The sequence below is a fragment of the Curtobacterium sp. P97 genome, assembly GCF_023712445.1.
Classification (GTDB): Bacteria; Actinomycetota; Actinomycetes; order Actinomycetales; family Microbacteriaceae; genus Curtobacterium.
The window spans coordinates 57,394-76,250 of the sequence record NZ_JAMAYF010000001.1; the positions used below are offsets into that span (position 1 = coordinate 57,394).

The 18,857-nt window shown below is 72.2% G+C and carries 13 protein-coding genes; 8 read left to right on the forward strand and 5 right to left on the reverse strand.

The annotated features are described in order from the left end of the window. Positions 1-16: 16 nt before the first annotated feature. On the forward strand, positions 17-1,393 hold the full coding sequence (locus tag M3677_RS18265; protein WP_251159501.1) for an O-antigen ligase family protein: 1,377 nt from the start codon (positions 17-19) through the stop codon (positions 1,391-1,393). Positions 1,394-1,402: 9 nt separating this feature from the next. Here M3677_RS18265 and M3677_RS00270 read toward each other — a convergent pair whose 3' ends face one another. Next, positions 1,403-2,917 carry a hypothetical protein gene (locus M3677_RS00270; protein WP_251159502.1) on the reverse strand — a complete coding sequence of 505 codons (1,515 nt, stop codon included), beginning with the start codon at positions 2,915-2,917 and terminating at the stop codon, positions 1,403-1,405. A gap of 94 nt (positions 2,918-3,011) precedes the next feature. Between M3677_RS00270 and M3677_RS00275 the strand changes: the two genes are divergently transcribed. Together M3677_RS00275 and M3677_RS00280 are read left to right on the forward strand one after the other, a co-directional pair. Beyond that, on the forward strand, positions 3,012-4,313 hold the full coding sequence (locus M3677_RS00275) for an exopolysaccharide production protein (protein WP_251159503.1): 1,302 nt from the start codon (positions 3,012-3,014) through the stop codon (positions 4,311-4,313). A 66-nt stretch (positions 4,314-4,379) separates the two neighbouring features. Beyond that, positions 4,380-6,230: a hypothetical protein gene (locus M3677_RS00280; protein WP_251159504.1), complete on the forward strand. Its 1,851-nt coding sequence runs from the start codon at positions 4,380-4,382 to the stop codon at positions 6,228-6,230. A 30-nt stretch (positions 6,231-6,260) separates the two neighbouring features. Here M3677_RS00280 and M3677_RS00285 read toward each other — a convergent pair whose 3' ends face one another. The 4 genes from M3677_RS00285 to M3677_RS00300 all read right to left on the reverse strand — a co-directional run bounded on the left by M3677_RS00285 (position 6,261) and on the right by M3677_RS00300 (position 11,905). Next, positions 6,261-7,022 (reverse strand): polyprenol monophosphomannose synthase, encoded by a 762-nt coding sequence (locus M3677_RS00285; protein WP_251159505.1) that lies wholly within the window; start codon positions 7,020-7,022, stop codon positions 6,261-6,263. Positions 7,023-7,054: 32 nt separating this feature from the next. Beyond that, positions 7,055-8,383, reverse strand: coding sequence for a hypothetical protein (locus M3677_RS00290; RefSeq protein WP_251159506.1), 1,329 nt, complete (start codon positions 8,381-8,383; stop codon positions 7,055-7,057). Between the two features lie 167 nt (positions 8,384-8,550). Next, positions 8,551-10,632: a hypothetical protein gene (locus M3677_RS00295; protein ID WP_251159507.1), complete on the reverse strand. Its 2,082-nt coding sequence runs from the start codon at positions 10,630-10,632 to the stop codon at positions 8,551-8,553. Positions 10,633-10,873: 241 nt separating this feature from the next. After that, the gene (locus M3677_RS00300; RefSeq protein ID WP_251159508.1) at positions 10,874-11,905 is read right to left on the reverse strand and encodes a glycosyltransferase family 2 protein; all 1,032 of its coding nucleotides are present in this window, start codon (positions 11,903-11,905) and stop codon (positions 10,874-10,876) included. 118 nt (positions 11,906-12,023) lie between these two features. On the opposite strand from M3677_RS00300, the gene M3677_RS00305 reads away from it, so the two are divergent. From M3677_RS00305 to M3677_RS00325, 5 genes are all read left to right on the forward strand, one after another. Beyond that, positions 12,024-14,591 (forward strand): glycosyltransferase, encoded by a 2,568-nt coding sequence (locus M3677_RS00305; RefSeq protein ID WP_209685191.1) that lies wholly within the window; start codon positions 12,024-12,026, stop codon positions 14,589-14,591. Between the two features lie 91 nt (positions 14,592-14,682). Then, the gene (locus M3677_RS00310; RefSeq protein WP_209685190.1) at positions 14,683-15,579 is read left to right on the forward strand and encodes an ABC transporter permease; all 897 of its coding nucleotides are present in this window, start codon (positions 14,683-14,685) and stop codon (positions 15,577-15,579) included. Between the two features lie 3 nt (positions 15,580-15,582). Further along, positions 15,583-16,830 (forward strand): ABC transporter ATP-binding protein, encoded by a 1,248-nt coding sequence (locus M3677_RS00315; protein ID WP_209685188.1) that lies wholly within the window; start codon positions 15,583-15,585, stop codon positions 16,828-16,830. A 1-nt stretch (position 16,831) separates the two neighbouring features. Then, the gene (locus M3677_RS00320) at positions 16,832-17,959 is read left to right on the forward strand and encodes a glycosyltransferase family 1 protein (RefSeq protein ID WP_209685187.1); all 1,128 of its coding nucleotides are present in this window, start codon (positions 16,832-16,834) and stop codon (positions 17,957-17,959) included. Next, the gene (locus tag M3677_RS00325; RefSeq protein WP_251159509.1) at positions 17,956-18,831 is read left to right on the forward strand and encodes a glycosyltransferase family 2 protein; all 876 of its coding nucleotides are present in this window, start codon (positions 17,956-17,958) and stop codon (positions 18,829-18,831) included. Before M3677_RS00320 ends, M3677_RS00325 begins: the two co-directional genes overlap by 4 nt. Positions 18,832-18,857 lie beyond the last annotated feature (26 nt).

The following is an 18,857-nucleotide window of genomic DNA, read 5'->3' on the forward strand; positions in this document are numbered from 1 at the left end:
CGCTAGCCTGTCTCCCGTGACGAACACCTGGCCGATCGCCCGCGGGACCGTGTCCGAGCGTGAGGCGTTCGCCCTCGCCGTGACCGTCCTGTTGACGATGTTCGCCGGTGACGCGGTCCCGAACACGACGACGTGGTACGGCGCCGCGACGATCTGGGCGATCGAGGCCGCCTGGGGCATCAGCGTCGTGGTGCGTGCGCGACCGCCGCTGACCCGGACGCCCCGCGCGCTCTGGTTCTTCCTCGCCTGGTGCCTGGTGTCGGTCGCGTGGTCGCACTGGCGACCGGCGACGCTCGCGAGCATCGTGGCGCAGGTGGTCTGCGCGCTGGTCGCCTTCGCGATCGCGTCGACGCTCTCCTGGCGCCGGATCCTCGACGCCGCGAGCACCGCGTTCCGCTGGGTCGTCGGCCTCTCCCTGGTCTTCGAGGCCGTGGTGGCCGTCGTCGTGCGGCACCCCATCGCGCCGATCTGGACCGACTACGGCGACCGGGACATCCCGGACGCCTTCTACTTCTCGCGCGCCGAGCTGTTCACCGGCGGACGCATCCAGGGTCTGCCGGGCAACGCCAACCTGCTGGCGATGGTCGCCCTGCTCGCGGCGATCGCCGTCGCGGTGCAGCTCGTCGACGGCCGGATGCGCCGGGGCCGGGCGGTCGCGTGGCTGGTCGTGGCGGCCGCCACCCTGCTGCTCACCCGGTCCTCGACGGTGTTCCTGGCCGTGGTCGCGGTGGTCGTTGCCCTCCTGGTCGCCCTGTGGATCCGACGCGTCCCGAGCGGGCGCCGGGGACCGCGTGTGCTCGCGGTGGTCGCCGGCCTGGTCGTCCTGGTCGTCGCCGCCGTCGCCGCGCGCGTTCCGTTGCTGGCGCTGCTCGGCCGTTCGTCCGACCTGACGGGCCGGGGCACGATCTGGACCGCGGTCGTGGGTCTGGCGGAGCAGCACCCGGTGCTCGGCTGGGGGTGGATCGGCTACTGGTGGCCGAACATCCCGATGCTCGCCGAACTCGCGCCGCGGAACGGCGTCCAGTACCTCCAGGCGCACGATGCGGCGCTCGACGTGTGGATGCAGACCGGCCTGGTCGGTCTGGCGCTCTTCCTCGTGTACGTCCTGACCACCTTCGGCAGGTCGTGCTCGGGGGCCGTGCGGGAGTCCTACGGTCCCGGGCTCGTGCAGCGGCCGTTCGATCCGGTCTCGCTCTTCCCGCTGCTCGTCGTGGTCGCACTGCTCGTGCAGGCGCTCGCGGAGTCGCGCCTGCTCTACCAGGGGAACTGGGTGCTGTTCGCCCTCGTCGCGATCAAGACGCGGATCGTGCTCGTGAACGAGGAACCGCCGTCGACCGGGGACGGGCCGCGCACTCCCCTCGCGCAACGCGCCTTCCGCGCCACGTCGGGCTGAGGGGCGGCGTCACCGCCCGGTGGCACCGGTGCCGAGCACCAGCACGCAGGGCACCCGTGCCTCCCACGGCAGCGCCCCGATCATCACCGTCCCGGCAGGGTCCTGTCGGCACCGTGCCTCGGCGGCGACCACCTGCGGGTACCACTCCGGCCCCGTCGCGCGCTGCGCCGTACCGGGGAAGGCGGCGACCCAGGTGGCCACGAGGACCGCGACGACCGTCCACCCGAGGACGCGGCGGACCACCCGGACCGACCGGTGCCCACCGACGACGGTCGCGTCCGTGCCCGTGCTCGCGTCCGTGCCCGCGTCCGTGCCCGTGGTGTGCACGGCGCCCGACCGCAGCACGTGTCCGACGAGCACCGACGCCGACACCACCAGCGCTGCGCTCAGCAGCATGCCGGCCGCGGCCGCGTAGCGCGAGGGAGTCGCGTCGAGCAGCGCGCCGGGGTCGGACCGGGACCAGCGTCCGTTCGCCGAGGCGTTGGCCAGCAGGGCGGCCGACCACACCACGACCGACCCCACGGCGAGGGCAGACGCCAGCAGCGCCGCACGACGGCGTCGCTCCCGCAGCCCGACGACGACCGCCGTGACGACGATCGCGACGAGCACCGCAGCGGGCACACCGACCACCCACCACCCCGAGGCCACGACCGCGCGTCCGACCGCGGCCAGGTCCGCTCGCCACAGGCCGCCGACCGTCTGCAGCAGGTACCCCGAAGCCACGTCACGGACCGAGGGGTCGCCCCGCGGCGAGTCCCGGTCGGTGGTCAGGGCCGTCACGACCTGCGCGGCCCCCGCGCCGAGGGCCGCGACGGTGACGGGCAGCGCGCGGATGGCGCTCGCACGGCGGGAGGGCAGCGCGGACGGCGCCGGCGGCACCGCAGCGGACGCCGCGTCGGCGCGTCCGCCGGTCGCTCCGGTCGCCCGGGCACGGTCGCGTCCCGGCGCCCAGGCGAGCAGGAGCAGCGGCAGGAAGAGCAGCGCCTGGACCTCGGTGGTGAGGACGAGCACGGCGACCAGGGCGAGCGTCACCGCCCCGGTCCGGGTCCGGGCACGGTGGGCGAACACCCACGGCGCGAGCAGGAGGGCGGTGGTGTGCAGGTTCGCAGCGTTGCCCAGCACCTCCCACGGTGCCGTGGGCAGCAGGACCGGCACCGCGGCCAGCACGACGCGGAGCACCGGCGACGGCACGGCGTCCGCGGCGAGGACGAAGACGCCCGCGCACGCAGCTCCGGTCAGGACGCAGCAGAGCGTCGTCACCGTGAGGGCGTACCAGGCGATCGGCAGCGCGAACCCGACGTCGACGACGAGTCGCGGGACGACGTGCAGGTACCCCGCGTACGGCTCGACGACGCTCGCGGCTGCTCCGAGGGCGAGGTGCTCGCGGAAGAAGAGCCCGGCGTCCTCGGCCCAGGCAGTACCGCGCGCGACGGGTCCGAGTCGAACCCACGCCGCGAGCGCCGCCAGCAGCCCCACCCCGACGGCCGCGCCCGAGCGTCGGAGCCGGTCCCTCGTCGATGTCATCGGGGTCCGACGCTAGCGAGCGATCGACGATCCGCGATATCGACGCTCCGGTACGGCGCAGGTCCCGTGCGGCCGAGTACGTCAGACTGGACGGATGACGGACGGCAGGACGACGCGACGCATCCGCGCGCGCCGGTACTTGTCCGCCTGGATCGGATTCTCCGCCGGCGGTCGGTTCAGCCAGGCACTCGCGACGACCATCGTGCTCTTCGCGTTCGGCGAGCCGACCGTCCGCGTCCTGGTGGGTCCTGCCGGCACCTGGTCGGTGCTCGTGACCCTCGCCGTGCTCGCCGGGCTCAGCCTGCTCGGGCAGCGCTACCGGATCGAGTGGCACGGCGTCCTGCCGCTGTCACTGCTCGTCTTCGTCGGGTACTGCGCGCTGAGCGTGCTGTGGAGCGAGTACTCCTGGGTCGCCCTGCGCGGGCTCACCGCCACCGTCGGGTTCGTCGGACTCGGACTGTACCTCGCGCTCGGTCGCGACCTCGTCCAGGTCATCCGGGCGTGCGGCGACGCCTTCCGCATCCTGCTGGTCGTGTCGCTCGGGCTCGAGGTGCTGTCGGGGCTCGTGCTCGACCTGCCGATCCCGGCGTTGGGCATCCGCGGTGACATCGCCTTCGGGGGTCCGATCCAGGGCATCGGCGGGACGCGCAACTTCATGGGCTTCATCGCGGTGACCGCCCTGGTGACGTTCGTGGTCGAGTTCCTCACCCGCTCGGTGGCCCGGTGGCGTGCCGTCGCGTCCATGGGCGGCGCGGTCGTGACGCTCATGCTCGTGCAGTCGCCGATCACCGGGCTCGCGACGATCGCCCTCGCCGGGACCGCGCTCGCCCTCTGGACCCTGCGGCACGCACGGCCCTCGGTCCGGCCGCTGCTCGACGGCGTCCTCGCCACCCTGGTCGTGGCGGCGGGAGTGGTGCTCGTCGTGACCCGCGCACGGGTGCTCCCCCGGATCGGAGCTGCCGGTGGGACGACGACACGGCTCGAGCTCTGGGAGCAGATCCGCACGTTCATCGAGCAGAAGCCGATCCAGGGCTGGGGCTGGGTGGGGACCTGGCCGAGCGAGCCCGTCGTCCCGTTCGTCACCTTCATCGATCCGTCCGGCGCCCGGTTCACGTCCGGGTTGGACGCCGCCGTCGACGCCTGGCTGCAGGTCGGCCTCGCCGGCATGCTGCTGCTCCTCGGAGCGGGACTCCTCGCCTTCGCCCGGTCGTGGGTGACGGCGACGACCTTCCCCGGCGTGGCCTACGTCTGGCCCGCGGCGGTCCTCGTGCTCCTGGGCGTGACGAGCCTGGCCGAGAGCTACCTGCTGCACGGCGCGGGCCTGATGCTCTTCGTCACGGTGCTCGTGGTGACGGCGCGACGCCGGTCCTGGCGCCACCGGCTCCAGGCACCGTAGGCTGTCCGCGGCCCGACAGGGCCGAGGTACGTCAGGGGGCGTGCCGTGGGAACCGAGGGGGCCGCCTTGCCGCGACTGCACCACCTGTCCGTCATGCTGCTGGCCGCCGTGCTGGTGGCGACCGGGGCGGCCGTCGCCGGCCTCACCCCCGCGGAGGCCGCGCCCGCCGCGACCGCGGTCCAGGCCGGACGGTACTCCCCCGTCCCGGCAGCCCGCATCTTCGGCGGGACGGTCGGGACCACGCCGCGCGTCGTCCCGGTCGCCGGGGTCGCCGGTGTGCCCGCCGACGCCACGGCGGTCGTGCTGAACGTCCAGGTCTCCGGCGCGACAGCGGACGGCTACGTGCGCGTGACACCGGCCGGGTCCGACCCGCAGGTCGCGACGCAGATCGTCCGTGCGGGCGAGCCGGTGTCCAACCTCGCGACGGTCCGCCTCGCCGCCGGCGGCGTGCAGGTGAAGCTGTCGAAGGGCTCGGGCACCGTCTTCTTCGACGTGTCCGGGTACTACGGCCCCAGCGGGGGCTCCACGTACACGCCGCTCGATGCCGCGCGTGCCTTCGGGGCCACGGTCGGCACGACGCCGGTGCAGGTACCGCTCGCCGGGACCGCCGGTGTCCCGCAGGACGCCACCGCCGTCGCCGTGAACGTCGAGACGAAGGCACAGACCGCGGACGGCTACGTGCGCGTCACCGCAGCCGGCCAGGACCCGCAGGTGGCCACGCAGGTGTTCCGCCGGGGCGGAGCGATCTCGAACCTCGTTGTGACCGGGCTCACCGGCGGTGCGGCGCAGGTGAAGGTCTCGCGGGGCACCGCGACGGTCTACATGGACGTGGTGGGGTACTACTCACGATCCGCCAGCGGCTCGGTGTTCGTGCCGATCACGACGACCAGGGTCGCGACGACGGCTCTGGGCACGACGCCGCGGACCATCAGGGTCGCGGGCACCGGCGGCGTGCCCGGCACGGCGACCGCGGTCGTCGCGAACGCCCAGGTCTCGGCGCCCACGGCGGCCGGGTACCTCCGGCTGACCCCGGCCGGACAGGACCCGCAGGTGGCCACGCAGGACCTCGCCGCCGGCGTCGCCCGCTCCGCGCTGACCATGCCGAAGGTCACCGGCAGCACGGTCGACCGGCGGGTACAGGCGAAGGTGAGCAGCGGGACGGCGACGCTGTTCCTCGACGTCGCCGGCTACTTCCTCGACGGCCGCTCCGGGTCCGGCGTGGGCGCGGACGTGTCGTGGCCCCAGTGCGGGAAGGCGTCCTCGTGGCCGACCGACCAGGCGTTCGGCATCATCGGCGTGAACGCCGGGCTGGCGAACACCACCAACCCCTGCTCCGCGCAGCAACTCGCGTGGGCACGGGCCTCGGCGGACGGGACGAGCCAGCCGGTGGCACAGCTCTACGTGAACACCGCCAACCCCGGCGCGGAGGCCTCGGTCTGGCCGACGAGCAACACCCTGCCCGGCGGCCCCACGGTCACCAACCCCTACGGCGTCTGCCGCGGTGGGTACGACCGACCGTGCTCGTACGTGTACGGCTGGACGCGGGCGTACGAGGACGTGAACGTCCGCGGGATCCCCTCCGGTCCGTGGCGGTGGTGGCTCGACGCGGAGACCGACGGGACCTGGCAGAAGGACCAGTCGCTGAACCGCGCCACGCTCGAGGGCATGACCGACATGTTCCGCACCACCGGCGGTTCGGTCGGCCTCTACTCGTCCCCGAGCGAGTGGAGCCAGCTGTTCGGCACGGTGCCGTCGACCAGCCAGCTCTACCGGCTCCCGACCTGGCGCGCGGAGGGACCGGCGACGCTCGCGGCCGCTCAGGCCGCCTGCACTGCGGCTCCCTTCACCGCCGGGGGCCGCACCGAGATCGTGCAGTACGTGGTCGGGCAGCAGGACTTCGACGTCAGCTGCGTGTGACCCGCCTCGCGCGGCGCCCGTCCGCCGGAGCTACCGGCGGGCGGTGCGCGGCCGGAACCGGCGCTGGAGCCCCCACTGCGTGGTCCGCACCATCGCCTCGACGATGATGTCCTTGCTCATCTTGGACACGCCGTGGATGCGGTCGCGGAACCGGATCGGCACCTCGACGATGCGCCCACCGAGGTCGTGCGTCCGGATGGTCATGTCGATCTGGAAGCAGTAGCCCTTCGAGTCGATCGACCCGAGGTCCATGCGCGCGATCGCGTCCGCCCGGTAGACGCGGAAGCCGGCGGTGATGTCGTGCACGTCGATGCCGAGCATGATGCGCGCGTAGGTGTTGGCCCCACGGCTCAGGAACTCGCGGCGCTTGGGCCAGTCCACGACCGAGCCACCGCGCATCCAGCGCGAACCGATGGCGAGCAGGACGTCGTCCGACGGGTCCGCGTCGGCGACCGCGGCGATGAGCGCCGGCAGGCGGTCGGCCGGGTGCGAGCCGTCGGCGTCCATCTCGACGAGCAGGTCGTAGCCGTGCTCGAGACCCCAGCGGAACCCGGCGACGTAGGCCGTCCCGAGGCCGAGCTTGCCGGAGCGACGGAGCAGGTGGACCCGCTCGTCGGTCCGGGCCATCGCCTCGACGAGGTCGCCGGTGCCGTCCGGGCTGCCGTCGTCCACCACGAGGAGCCCTGCCGAGGGCACGGTCTCGAGGATCCGTGCCGCGATGTCCTTGATGTTCTCGGCCTCGTTGTAGGTCGGCACGATCACGAGGGGCTTGGCTTCGGTGTTGCGGGTCATGTCCTGCTCACGGTCGGGGTGGTCCGGCGCGGTCAGCGCTCGGCGTCCTGGTCGATGACGGCGCACGGCACCGTCACGGCCCACTGCGGGCCGGGGGCGATCTGCAGTGCGGCGTCGCGGTCCGGGTCGAGCTCGCACTCGGTTTCCGAGGTCTGGACCTGCTGGTCCCAGAACGGGCCGCCCTGCCGGCTCGACGCGTGCATCTCGAAGTTCGCGACGAAGGAGCTGACGACGGCCAGCACGAGGAGCGCACCAGCGGTCGTCGCGACCCACGCGAGGGCGCGCCGGGGCGCATCCTGCGGGTGCGGGTGCACGACGCCGGGCACGCGGACGCCACGGCTCAGCGCCACGTCCGCGATGACGGCGAACGCAGCGATGACGTACATGGATCCGGCCGCCGAGTACCGGAAGGTCCAGTTGCCCAGCCACTGCGCCGTGTCGAAGTGCGCGAAGGCGAGCATCGCGTTCGGGTTCAGCGCGACGGCACCGAACCAGACGGCGGCCGAGCCCCAGAGCATCGAACCGAGCACCCAGCGCTGCGCCGATCCCCCGGCCCAGAACGCGAGCGCGGCGAGGAGCGCGGCGAACACGAGCGGGGCGACGACGATCCAGGTGCCGTGGTGCGCGATGACCTCACCGACCCGCGACATGCTCCACGTCGCAGAGCCCGCGAAGGGCTGCACCGCGTACCCGAGCAGCATGTCCCCGACGGAGTTGTGCTCGACGTTCGGGGCTGCGCGCGGGTGGGCGAGGGTGGTCACGACCTGCGCGAGACCGCCGACGAGCGTGCCGGCGATCACCGGCCAGCGACGGCGGTTGCGGATGCCCAGGAAGAAGAGCGGGAAGAAGACGACGACCTGGATCTCGGTGAGCCCGGCGAGCAGCGTCGCCACGCCGAGGACGATGCCCCGCGTCCACGAGCGCACCGGGGCGAGCAGGGCGAAGGGCACGAGGTACATGAGGAACCAGTGCAGGTTCGCGGCGTTCGCCTGGATCTCGACCGGCCCGAGCGGCACGAGCACCGGGACGAGGGCGAGCAGGAGCCGGGCGACGACCGAACGGAGCACCCCGGCGGTCAGGACCCAGACCGCCGCGCCGACCGCCGCCGTGACGAGGACGCACAGCGCCGAGACGGTGACGGCGAACCGGTCGATCGGGAACTCGCTCGCGATCGCCACCACGGCCCGCGGGACGACGTGCAGGTAGCCCGCGTAGTCGTGGAAGAGCGCCCCGGCGAACCCGAGTCGGTACTGCTCGGCGAGGAACACCTTGCCGTCCTCGGCCCAGACGGTGTTCCGCGCCTCGGGCGTGAGTCGCAGCCAACCGAGGGCCGCGATGACGAGGAAGAGGACGAGCGGCACGACCACCCTGATCGTTCGAGTCCGGAGTGTCCGCGGCTCATCGGAACGGCCGTCAGTGGTGCCACCGGCGGGCAGACTGGTCTCGAGCACCGAAGGATCCTCTCACACCTCGGCTGACGACCATCCGCGCCGCTCCGGAGTCGGCCTCCGTCGCGGCGCGGGTGGGCTCAGCCGACGGTGACGGTCCGGCAGCCGTACGATGTCGGGACCCCGCCGGCGGAGTCGATGCCCTGGACGCACACCTGGCGCGCGCCGGGCTTCGCCGCGATCGTGGCCTCGTACCCGTGAGCGGGACCGGACGCGGGGTACGCCCGCGCGACGTCAGAACGATCGCGGTTCGCGGTCACGCGTTGCGTGGCGCCGTCCACCGACACCGCGACGGCGATCGGAGCCGACGTGTCCGGGTCGATCGCCCAGCCCGCGACCTGCACGCCACCCTTCACGGGCTGCACGACGTCGAGACTGCCGATCGGTGCGGCGTTGACCACCGTGATCGACTTGCACCCGAGCGACCGGTTGCTGCCGGCGCCGACGTTGTTCGCCGTGACGCAGACCTCGTGTCGTCCCGCCCCGACGGTCCACGTTCCGTCGAAACCGCGCAGCGTGCCGTAGGCCGGGTAGATCCGGGCGACGTCGCTGCGGGTGGACTTCGTGGTGAAGGACCGAGCCTTGCCGTCGATCGACACGGTGACCTTGATCCGGTCCACTGAGTCGCCGTCGAGCGCCCAGCCCCAGACCGAGACGGACGAGGGGGTCGCCGTCAGGCCGTCGAAGGATCCGATCGGCGTGCTCCCGGGGACGTTCACGGTCTTGCAGGTCCCGACGTTGCGCGTAGCACCGTTCTGCACGTTGATGCCGAGCACGCACACCTGGTGGACCCCGGCCGTCGCCGGCACCGTCGCGCTGTATCCGTGGTTCGGTCCCGCCGAGGGGTAGGCACGGCCGACGTCCGGACGGGACTGGCTCGCCCACATCTTCTTGACGATCGTGCCGTCCACCGTGATGTGCGCACCGATGCGTCCCGAGGTCTCCGGGTCGATCGCCCAGCCACCGACCGAGATCCCGCCGGGGACGGCGACCGCGGAGTCGAGCGAGCCGAACGGGGAACCGTCGGCGACGGTCACCGTCTTGCACCCGAGCGAGGCACGAGCCCGGGTGTCGGCGTTGACCGCCCAGACGCAGACCTGCTGCGAACCCGGGGGCGCCGCGGTCGTGTGCTTGAACCCGTGGTTCGGCCCCTGCTTCGGGTACGCGGCACCGACGTCGTTGCGGACGCGGTTCGCGGTGGTCGACGTCTCGGTGCCGCCCACGGTGACGTCGACCCGGGTGCTCGCGCTGGTGTTCCGGTCGAGCGCCCAGCCCTCGACGGTCACCGAGTTGTAGCCGGCCGTGAGGACGTCGAAGCTGCCGAGCGCGGTGACCGGGGGCGCCGCGTTGCCGGTCGGGCTGCCGAACCAGTCGCTGTACATGCGCCAGAAGTTGCGGTTGCCGTAGGCCGAGCAGCCGTCGCCGGTGCCGTACAGGTTGTTCAGCGCGGCCGTGTTCGGGGTGTACGGCGTGTAGTAGTACAGCGCGGCCGTGGCCTTGTTCTGCACGTTCACGGGCTTGGTGCCGCAGGAGACCGGCACGTTGTACTGGATGTTGCGGGTGGCGCCCGGGTTGAACCAGGTGAAGTAGTTGCTCGTCCCCGGCGGGTTGCTGTACCGCTTCCACTGCCAGGCGGACCAGTACATCTGGTTGCCGACACCCGCGTACGCGGGATCGCATCGGCCGCCGACGTTGTCGGGGCAGGCGTAGCCCATGGCGCGCTCGAGGACCGCGGCGGAGGGACCGCGGTTCGTGACCAGGCTCTGCTCCTTCTGCAGCGTGACGAGGAGCACCTTCGGGCTGATCCCGCACGCCGCGCTGACGCGGGTGACGATCTGCGCGGTGGAGAGGGACGAACCGCCGGTGACGGCCGAGCACATGGCGTCCCCACCGCGGCTGTTCATCGAGAACCGGCCGTTGCGCAGGCAGTTGCTGTTCGTGCAGGACGACACCTGGCTGTTCAGGAAGGCCTGCACCTGGTCGGCGGTCATCGCCGTGCCGTCGTAGAAGTTGGCGTCGGAGATGATGTTGCCGGCCTGGAACGACGACCCGCTGAGCGCCGAGGCGGGCTCCTGCGATGCGGTCGGACCGGAGACCTGCAGACCGACGAGCACGCTGGCGACCGCCAGCACGCTCGCAGCCATGGCGAGGAGCTTCTTCACGTCGGGGGCCTTCCTGAGGGGCGGACGACGGGTGCGAGCGAGCACGTGCTCCGGGAGCGGTCCGGAACGACCCTGTCCACGGTCCAGACCACACGTGTCACGAAACTGTACCTCCGTCACAGTGATCACACAGCCCCCGCGTCGGCCCCCGTCCGGGAGGCGCGCCACACCGCCGCCGGTCGCCCGCCGCTCCGGCGGGTGACCGGCTCCACCCCGGCCGGTCCCGTTCCTGGGACGACCCTCAGGTGCCGGTGTCGAGCAGCGACTCGACGGCACGACGTGCCGCAGCGCCCGTGCCGTCCGCGCGGCGGGCGCGACGGGCGTGCGCGACGAGACCCGGCGCCTCCCGGCCGAGTCGCGCCCACTGCGCCGGCGTGAGCTGCCCACCGGCGGGGCGGAGGAGGTCCCGGGCGGCGCGCGCGAGCGTCCGCAGCACGACCCGGCGCACCATCGGCGGCGAGCCGTTCCGCAGGACGACCGCCAGGCGGTTCCGCATGCTCTGGTACCGGACGAGGGGCGAGTCGCTGCCGGAGCTCGCCGCGTGCCGGTGCGTGACGACCGCGTCCGGAGCGTGGCGGACCTCGTACCCGGCGAGCCGGAGCCGCCACGACACGTCGAGGTCCTCGTAGTACATGAAGAGGGACTCGTCGAAGCCCCCGACGTCGGCGAGGGCGTCCCTGCGGAGGAACACCGCCCCGCCGGAGAAGCCGAAGAGCGGCGCGGTCTCCGGTGCGTCCTGCAGCGGCCGCAGCCAGTCACGGTCGCGGCCGTTGCCCGAGCGGTCGAGCACGACCCCCGTCCCGTTGACGAGCGTGCGACCGTCGGCGTCGCGACGCCACCGTCGGCCGTCCACACCCACCAGGTCGTCCGGCCCCGGGGCGGCGCCGACGGGGACGGGGACGAACCCGCCCTCGAGCACGACCGTCGCGGCGACCGCGGCCACGCGGTCCCCACCGGCGGCCAGGGCCGCGAGACCGCGGGCGAGGAAGCCGTGGTCCGCGACGGCGTCGTTGTTGAGGAGCGCGACGACGGGCGCCGAGGCGGCCGCGATCCCCCGCGCGACCCCGCCGGCGAAGCCCGCGTTCGTCGGCTCGGCGACGAGGACGACCGCGGGCACGTCGGCGCGGTAGTCGGCGACGGTGCGGTCGTCGGCCTCGTTGACGACGAGCACCACCTCGACCTCGGCGTCGACCCGCTGCGACCGCACGGAGTCGATCGCGCGCCGGGTGAGCTCGGGCTGGTGCCAGTCGACGATGACCACGGAGACGTCCACGTGTCCAGTCTCGCAGCCCGTGCGGCCCCGGTCCGCCGACGGTGCCCGGGTATAGTGGTGCCGCCTTCCGGGCACCGCCCGCGAGCCACCACTGCAAGCCGACGTACGGAGCCCTCCCATGTCCACCTTCGCGCCCCGCGTGTCCGTCGTCGTCATCAACTTCCGCGGGACGGACGACACGCTCGAGTGCATCGCGCGGCTCAGCGAGGTGGACTGGCCGGCCGACCGGCTGGAGATCGTCGTGGTCGAGAACGGCTCCGGCGACGACAGCGAGGCCCGCCTCCGCGCCGAGCTCGGGGACCGGGCGAACGTCCGCATCATCGTCTCCCCCGAGAACCTCGGCTTCACCGGCGGCAGCAACCTCGGCGCGCGCGAGGCGACCGGCGACGTGGTCGCGTTCCTCAACAACGACGCGAAGCCGCACCCGGCCTGGGTGAAGGAGGGCATCGCCGGCTTCGCCCCGAGCCCGCGCGTCGCCGCCGTGGCGAGCAAGGTCCTCGACTGGGAGGGCCGCACCATCGACTTCGTCGAGTCCGGCCTGAGCTGGTTCGGGATGGGCTACAAGGCGCACATCGCCGAGCTCGACGACGGCCGCTTCGACGAGCCGCGTGACCTGCTCTTCGGCACCGGGTCGGCGCTGTTCGTCCGTCGCGACGTCTTCCTCGAGGTCGGCGGCTTCGACGACGGCCTCTTCATGTTCTACGACGACGTGGACCTGGGCTGGCGGCTCAACCTGCTCGGCTACCGGGTCCGGTTCGCGCCGCGGTCGGTCGTCTACCACAAGCACCACGGCTCGATGAAGTCGTTCGGCGACCACCGCGAGATGTACCTGCTCGAGCGGAACGCCCTGCACCTGCTCTACAAGAACCTGTCCGAGGAGAACCTCGGCGTGTTCCTGCCCGCGGCCCTGGCGCTGCTGGCGCGCCGCGCCGTCGCCAAGAGCGGTCGCGACTCGCAGGAGTTCGACATCCGGCGGTTCGTGGGTGCCCCGGACGAGTTCGACCCCCTGACGCCGATCTCGAAGGAGACCGTCGCCGGGTTCTTCGCACTCGACCAGTTCGTCGCCGACCTGCCGCGCCTGTCCGAGGAGCGTCGACGCATCCAGTCGCAGCGTGTGCGGAGCGACAAGGACGTGTTCCGGCTGTTCGGCGATGCGTTCAAGCCGCTGTTCGAGGACGGCTACTTCCTCGAGGGCTACCGCGCGATCCTCGAGTCCTTCGACGTCGAGGCACCGATGCACCGCACGAAGGTCCTCGTCATCACGGGCGACGCACTGGGCGAGAAGATGGCCGGTCCGGGGATGCGCGCGTGGAAGATCGCCGAGGCCCTCGCCCCGGACAACGACGTGCGCCTGGTCACCTGGAACGTCGCGAACCGCAAGTCCGACACCTTCGAGGTCGCCCGCGTCCCGCTCCAGCACGAGCGCTCCATGCGCGAGCACGAGGAGTGGGCGGACGTCATCTTCTTCCAGGGCTACGCCCTGCACCACTTCACGACCCTGCAGCAGTCGAACAAGATCATGGTCGTCGACCTGTACGACCCGATGCACCTCGAGCAGCTCGAGCAGGCCCGCGACAACGGCGACGTCGGCTGGCGCAACCAGGTGACGAGCACGACCGAGGTCATCAACGCGCAGCTCGAGCGCGGGGACTTCTTCCTGTGCGCCTCCGAGCGTCAGCGCCTGTTCTGGCTCGGCCAGCTCGCGGCGGTCGGCCGCGTCAACCCGGACAACTACCTGGCGGACGACAACCTGCAGAAGCTGATCGCCATCGCGCCGTTCGGCATGGACTCGAAGCCCCCGCAGCACGAGCGCAAGGCCATCCGTGGTGTCACCCCCGGCATCGGCGAGGACGACAAGGTCGTCATCTGGGGCGGCGGCATCTACAACTGGTTCGACACCCCGTCGCTCGTCCGCGCGATCGCGCAGGTCGCCGAACGCCACGACGACATCCGCCTGTTCTTCCTGGGCGTCGCGCACCCGAACCCGGACGTGCCCGAGATGGCCATCGTCTCGGAGACCCGCCGCATCAGCGACGAGCTCGGCCTGACGGGCAAGCACGTGTTCTTCAACGAGCAGTGGGTCGCGCTCGACGACCGGCAGAACTACCTGCTCGAGGCCGACGCCGGCGTGAGCACGCACTTCGCGCACATCGAGACGACCTTCTCGTTCCGCACCCGCATCCTCGACTACATGTGGGCGAACCTGCCGATCGTCACGACCGACGGCGACAGCTTCGGCGACCTCGTCGCAGCCGAGGGCATGGGCGTCGCGGTCACGGAGCGCGACGTGGACGCACTCGCGGCGGCCCTCGAGTCGATGCTGTACGACCCGGAGGCCGCCCAGGCCGCTCGGGACGCGGTCCGTCGCGTCCGCGACGACTTCACGTGGGAGCGCGCGCTCGCCCCGCTCGTCGAGTTCTGCAAGGACCCGCAGCCGGCGGCGGACCGCGCCCACGACGCCGCGGTGCCGGCCGGCTCCGTCACGGCCGGCAGCCGTCCGCGCGTCGCGCTGAGCCCGGCGCGTCAGCGGGAGATGGAGTTCCACGAGATCGCCAACAGCCGCCACGGCGTCGTCCGCGACGTCCGGCTGGCCACCTGGTACCTGCGGCAGAACGGCGTCTCCGGCCTGCGGGCGAAGGTCCAGGACCGCGTGCGGCTGATGCGCGAGAGCAAGAACGGGCGTTGACGTCCACACCGAGGGCGCGGACGGCTGCGAGGTACAGTTGTCCGTCGCCACAGTGCACGCCCACCCCCAGTGCACGAACACAGAGGAACGCATGAGCAACATCGTCACCGACCGGTTCGAACGCCTCCGGCACGAACGGATGGTCCCCGCCGGCCGCCCGGCGTCCGCCGTCGTGGGTTCGGTTCGCGAGGTCCTCGCGCACCGGCAGCTGCTCGACCTGCTGATCCGCCGTGACCTGAAGTCCCGCTACAAGGACAGCGTCCTCGGGTTCGCCTGGACCCTCATCCGGCCGCTGGTCCAGCTCGCGATCTACTACTTCGTGCTCGGTCAGATCCTCGGTGCGTCCCGGAACATCCCGGAGTTCGCGATCTACGTCTTCTCCGGGCTGACGCTGTACGGCCTGTTCAGCGAGATCGTGGCGTCCGGCACGGCGTCGATCGTCAGCAATGCGGGGCTGATCAAGAAGGTCTACCTGCCCCGCGAGATCTACCCGCTCGCCAGCGTCGGCTCGGCGCTGTTCAACTTCGGCGTGCAGATGATCGTCCTGCTCGTCGCCGCGGTGCTGCAGAGCGGGTTCGCCTGGTGGCGCCCGGACCTGCTGTTCTTCTTCCCCGCGACGCTCGTCATCCTGATCTGGGCCACCGCGCTGGCCCTGCTGCTCGCCGCGCTCAACGTGTACCTGCGCGACATGCAGTACCTGGTCGAGGTGCTCGTGCTCCTGCTCATGTGGGGCTCCCCCATCGTCTACAGCTGGCAGATGGTGGCGACGCGCGCTCCGGAGTGGCTGCTCACGCTGTACACGTCCAACCCGATCACGCTCGCCGTGCTCGGCATCCACCGGGCCTTCTGGTCCGCAGGTGCCGACTCGGAGTACCCGGAGCACCTGCTGCTCCGCCTCGGCATCGCCGCGCTCGTGGGACTCGTCGCACTCTTCGCGTGCCAGCGCGTGTTCGCCAAGCTGCAGGGCAACTTCGCCCAGGAGATCTGATCGATGAGCATCGACAACGACACGACCACCGACGCCGGTTCGCCCGCGTCGCCCTTCGCCGGCGCCCCCGACGTCGTCACGGTCCGGAACGTCTCGAAGAAGTTCACGATCCGCAAGGACAACTCGCTCAAGGAACGTGTCGTCACGCTCGGCCGCGCCGGTCGGCGGCACAGCGAGGACTTCTGGGCGCTCCGCGACGTCAGCCTCGACATCCCCGCGGGCACGACCATCGGGCTGCTCGGACCGAACGGGTCCGGCAAGTCGACCCTGCTCAAGACGATCGGCGGCATCCTCGAGCCGAGCTCCGGCACGGTCGAGCGCCGCGGTCGACTGGCCGCGCTCATCGAGCTCGGCGCCGGCTTCCACCCGGACCTGACCGGTCGCGAGAACGTGTACCTCAACGCCGCGATCCTCGGCCAGACGCAGGAGGAGACCGAGGCCCGCTTCGACGACATCCTGCAGTTCTCCGGCATCGGTGACTTCATCGACACCCAGGTGAAGTTCTACTCGTCGGGCATGTACGTCCGACTCGCCTTCGCCGTCGCGATCAACACCGACCCGGACGTCCTGCTCGTGGACGAGGTGCTGGCCGTCGGCGACGAGCAGTTCCAGAAGAAGTGCCTCGACAAGATCCGCGAGTTCCAGGAGCAGGGCCGCACGATCATCCTCGTGTCGCACTCCCTCGGGCAGGTCCAGGAGCTCTGCGACTCCGCGGTCGTCCTGCACCACGGCGAGGTCAAGTTCCAGGGGTCCGCCCGACTCGCGGTGAAGAACTTCCGCGAGATCCTCGAGGACCGCCGCGTGGCCGAGGTCGAGGCGAACCACCCGGAGGAAGAGGCCAACCCGGGCAAGGTCGAGCACGTCGAGCTCGAGATCCCCGGCCGTGAGCCGGGCGCCGAGCACCGGCACGGCGACGACCTGGTCGTCCGGGCGACCTTCTCGCACGCCACCGTGCTGCCGGAGTGGCGCGCCGGCATCAAGATCGAGACGCACCTCGGTCACCCCGCGTTCGGCGTCGACAGCCGGCAGCTGCAGACGCACCACGCCCCGCTGGACGGCACCGCGACGGTCGAGTGGCGGCTCGAGGACCTCCGGCTCGGCGGTGGGCAGTACTTCGTCCACGTGTTCCTCGCCAAGCCGAACGGCGAGCACATCGTGATCCAGCGCGAGGCGGCCCGCTTCGTCGTCACTGACGAGGACACGCAGTCCGGCATCGCCTGGACGAAGACCACCGAGCGCCAGGTCCGCTGACGTGCGGGCACTCCCCGTGCTCGTCGACGCGACCTCGGTCCCCCCGAACCGCGGCGGCGTCGCTCGCTACATCGCCGGTCTGCTGCAGGGCCTCGGCGACCTGGACGTCCGCGTCGACGTCGTCGCGAAGCCCACTGACCTCGCGTGGCTGCGCGGACTCGCACCGGCGCACCGGTACCACGCCGCCCCCGGTTGGACCGCGTCGCGGCCCCTCCGACTGCTGTGGGAGCAGGTCGGCCTGCCGGGGCTGCTCCGACGGAGCGGGGCGACCGTCCTGCACAGTCCGCACTACACGTTCCCGGTGACCCGCGCCTCCCGGACGGTCGTCACCCTGCACGACGCGACGTTCTTCTCGGACCCGGCCGCGCACTCGCGCCTGAAGGTGGCGTTCTTCCGCGGGTGGACCCGGGTGGCGCGCCGGTGGGCCCGCGCGACGGTGGCGCCGAGCGCCGCGACGGTCGCGGAGCTCGACCGTCTGGCGGGCCGGGCCCGCCGAGCCACGGTCGTCGCACACCTCGGCGTCGACGCGACCGTCTTCCGCGTGCCGTCGGCGACCGAGACCGCCGCCTTCCGCGACGCCCACGACCTCGACCCGGACACCGACTGGATCGCGTTCCTCGGGACCGTCGAACCCCGCAAGCAGGTGCCGGCGCTCCTCGCCGCGCACCGAGCCCTGCGCACCCGCGGCACCACCGTCCCACCGCTGCTCGTCGCAGGCGGACTCGGCTGGGACGAGCCTGCCCGTGCCGAGCTCACCACCGCCGGCGACGTGCCCGGCGCGCCCGTCCGGTACCTCGGGTACCTGCCGGTGGAGGAGCTCCACGTCCTGCTCGGAGCCGCGCGCGTCACGGCCTACCCGAGCACCGGCGAGGGCTTCGGGCTGCCGGTGCTCGAGGCGATGGCGTCCGGCGGCGACGTCCTGACGACCCGCCGGCTCGCGATCCCCGAGGTCGGTGGTGATGCGGTCACCTACACGGAACCGGACACCGACGCCATCCGCGACGCGCTCGCGGCGATGCTCGACGAGCCCGCCGACGCCCGCGCCGACCGCGTGCGTCGGGCCCGCGCGCGAGCCGCCGGGTTCACCTGGGCCGCCTGCGCCGAGCGCCACGTGGAGGTCTACGCGTGAGCGACCGGACGCCGCACGGTGGTGCGCCCGCCGGCAGGGCGGCGATCGTCACGGTGTCGTACGAGTCCGGCGACGTGCTGCCCGCGTTCCTGGCGTCCACCGCCGCAGCGAGCACCCGGGACGTCGAGGTCGTGGTCGCCGACAACGACTCGTCGACCGCCGACGCGCTCCGCCGCGTGACCGAGTCGGCCGGGGCACGCTTCGTCGCGGTCGGCGCGAACCTCGGGTACGGGGCGGCCGTCAACCGTGCCGTGGCCTCGCTCGACCCCGACGTGCGGTGGGTCCTCGTGTCCAACCCCGACGTCGTGCTGGCCCCCGGAGCGCTCGACCGCCTGGTCGCCACCGCCGAGACGGACCGGGCGATCGGGGCCGTCGGTCCGCGCCTGCTCGAGCCCGACGGCGCGGTCTACCCGTCGGCGCGGCTCGTCCCCTCGCTCCGCACCGGGCTCGGTCACGCGGTCTTCGCGAACGTCTGGCAGGGCAACCCGTGGACGAAGCGCTACCGGCAGGACGGTGACCACACGGTGCGTCGCGACGCCGGTTGGCTGTCCGGCGCGTGCGTGCTGGTGCGCCGCGACGTGTTCGACCGCCTGGGCGGCTTCGACGAGGCCTACTTCATGTACTTCGAGGACGTCGACCTCGGCTGGCGCATCGGCCGCCTCGGACTGCGGAACGTGTACGAGCCGGAGGCGATCGCCACCCACGTCGGCGGCACCGCGACGCGCGGGTCCTCGGACCGGATGCGCCGTGCCCACCACGAGAGCGCCTACCGCTTCCTGGCCGGCAAGTACGCCGCGTGGTGGCTCTGGCCGTTGCGAGCGGTGCTCCGCCTGGCGCTGGCCGTGCGTGCGCGAGCCACGCGGACCCGCTGAACCCCGGTAACCTCTCAGGGAAGCAC

Coding starts and splice junctions, on each gene's coding strand:
- M3677_RS00270 (WP_251159502.1), bottom strand. CDS start 2,917: ATGACATCGACGAGGGACCGGCTCCGACGCTCGGGCGCGGCCGTCGGG.
- M3677_RS00275 (WP_251159503.1), top strand. CDS start 3,012: ATGACGGACGGCAGGACGACGCGACGCATCCGCGCGCGCCGGTACTTG.
- M3677_RS00285 (WP_251159505.1), bottom strand. CDS start 7,022: ATGACCCGCAACACCGAAGCCAAGCCCCTCGTGATCGTGCCGACCTAC.
- M3677_RS00305 (WP_209685191.1), top strand. CDS start 12,024: ATGTCCACCTTCGCGCCCCGCGTGTCCGTCGTCGTCATCAACTTCCGC.
- M3677_RS00310 (WP_209685190.1), top strand. CDS start 14,683: ATGAGCAACATCGTCACCGACCGGTTCGAACGCCTCCGGCACGAACGG.
- M3677_RS00315 (WP_209685188.1), top strand. CDS start 15,583: ATGAGCATCGACAACGACACGACCACCGACGCCGGTTCGCCCGCGTCG.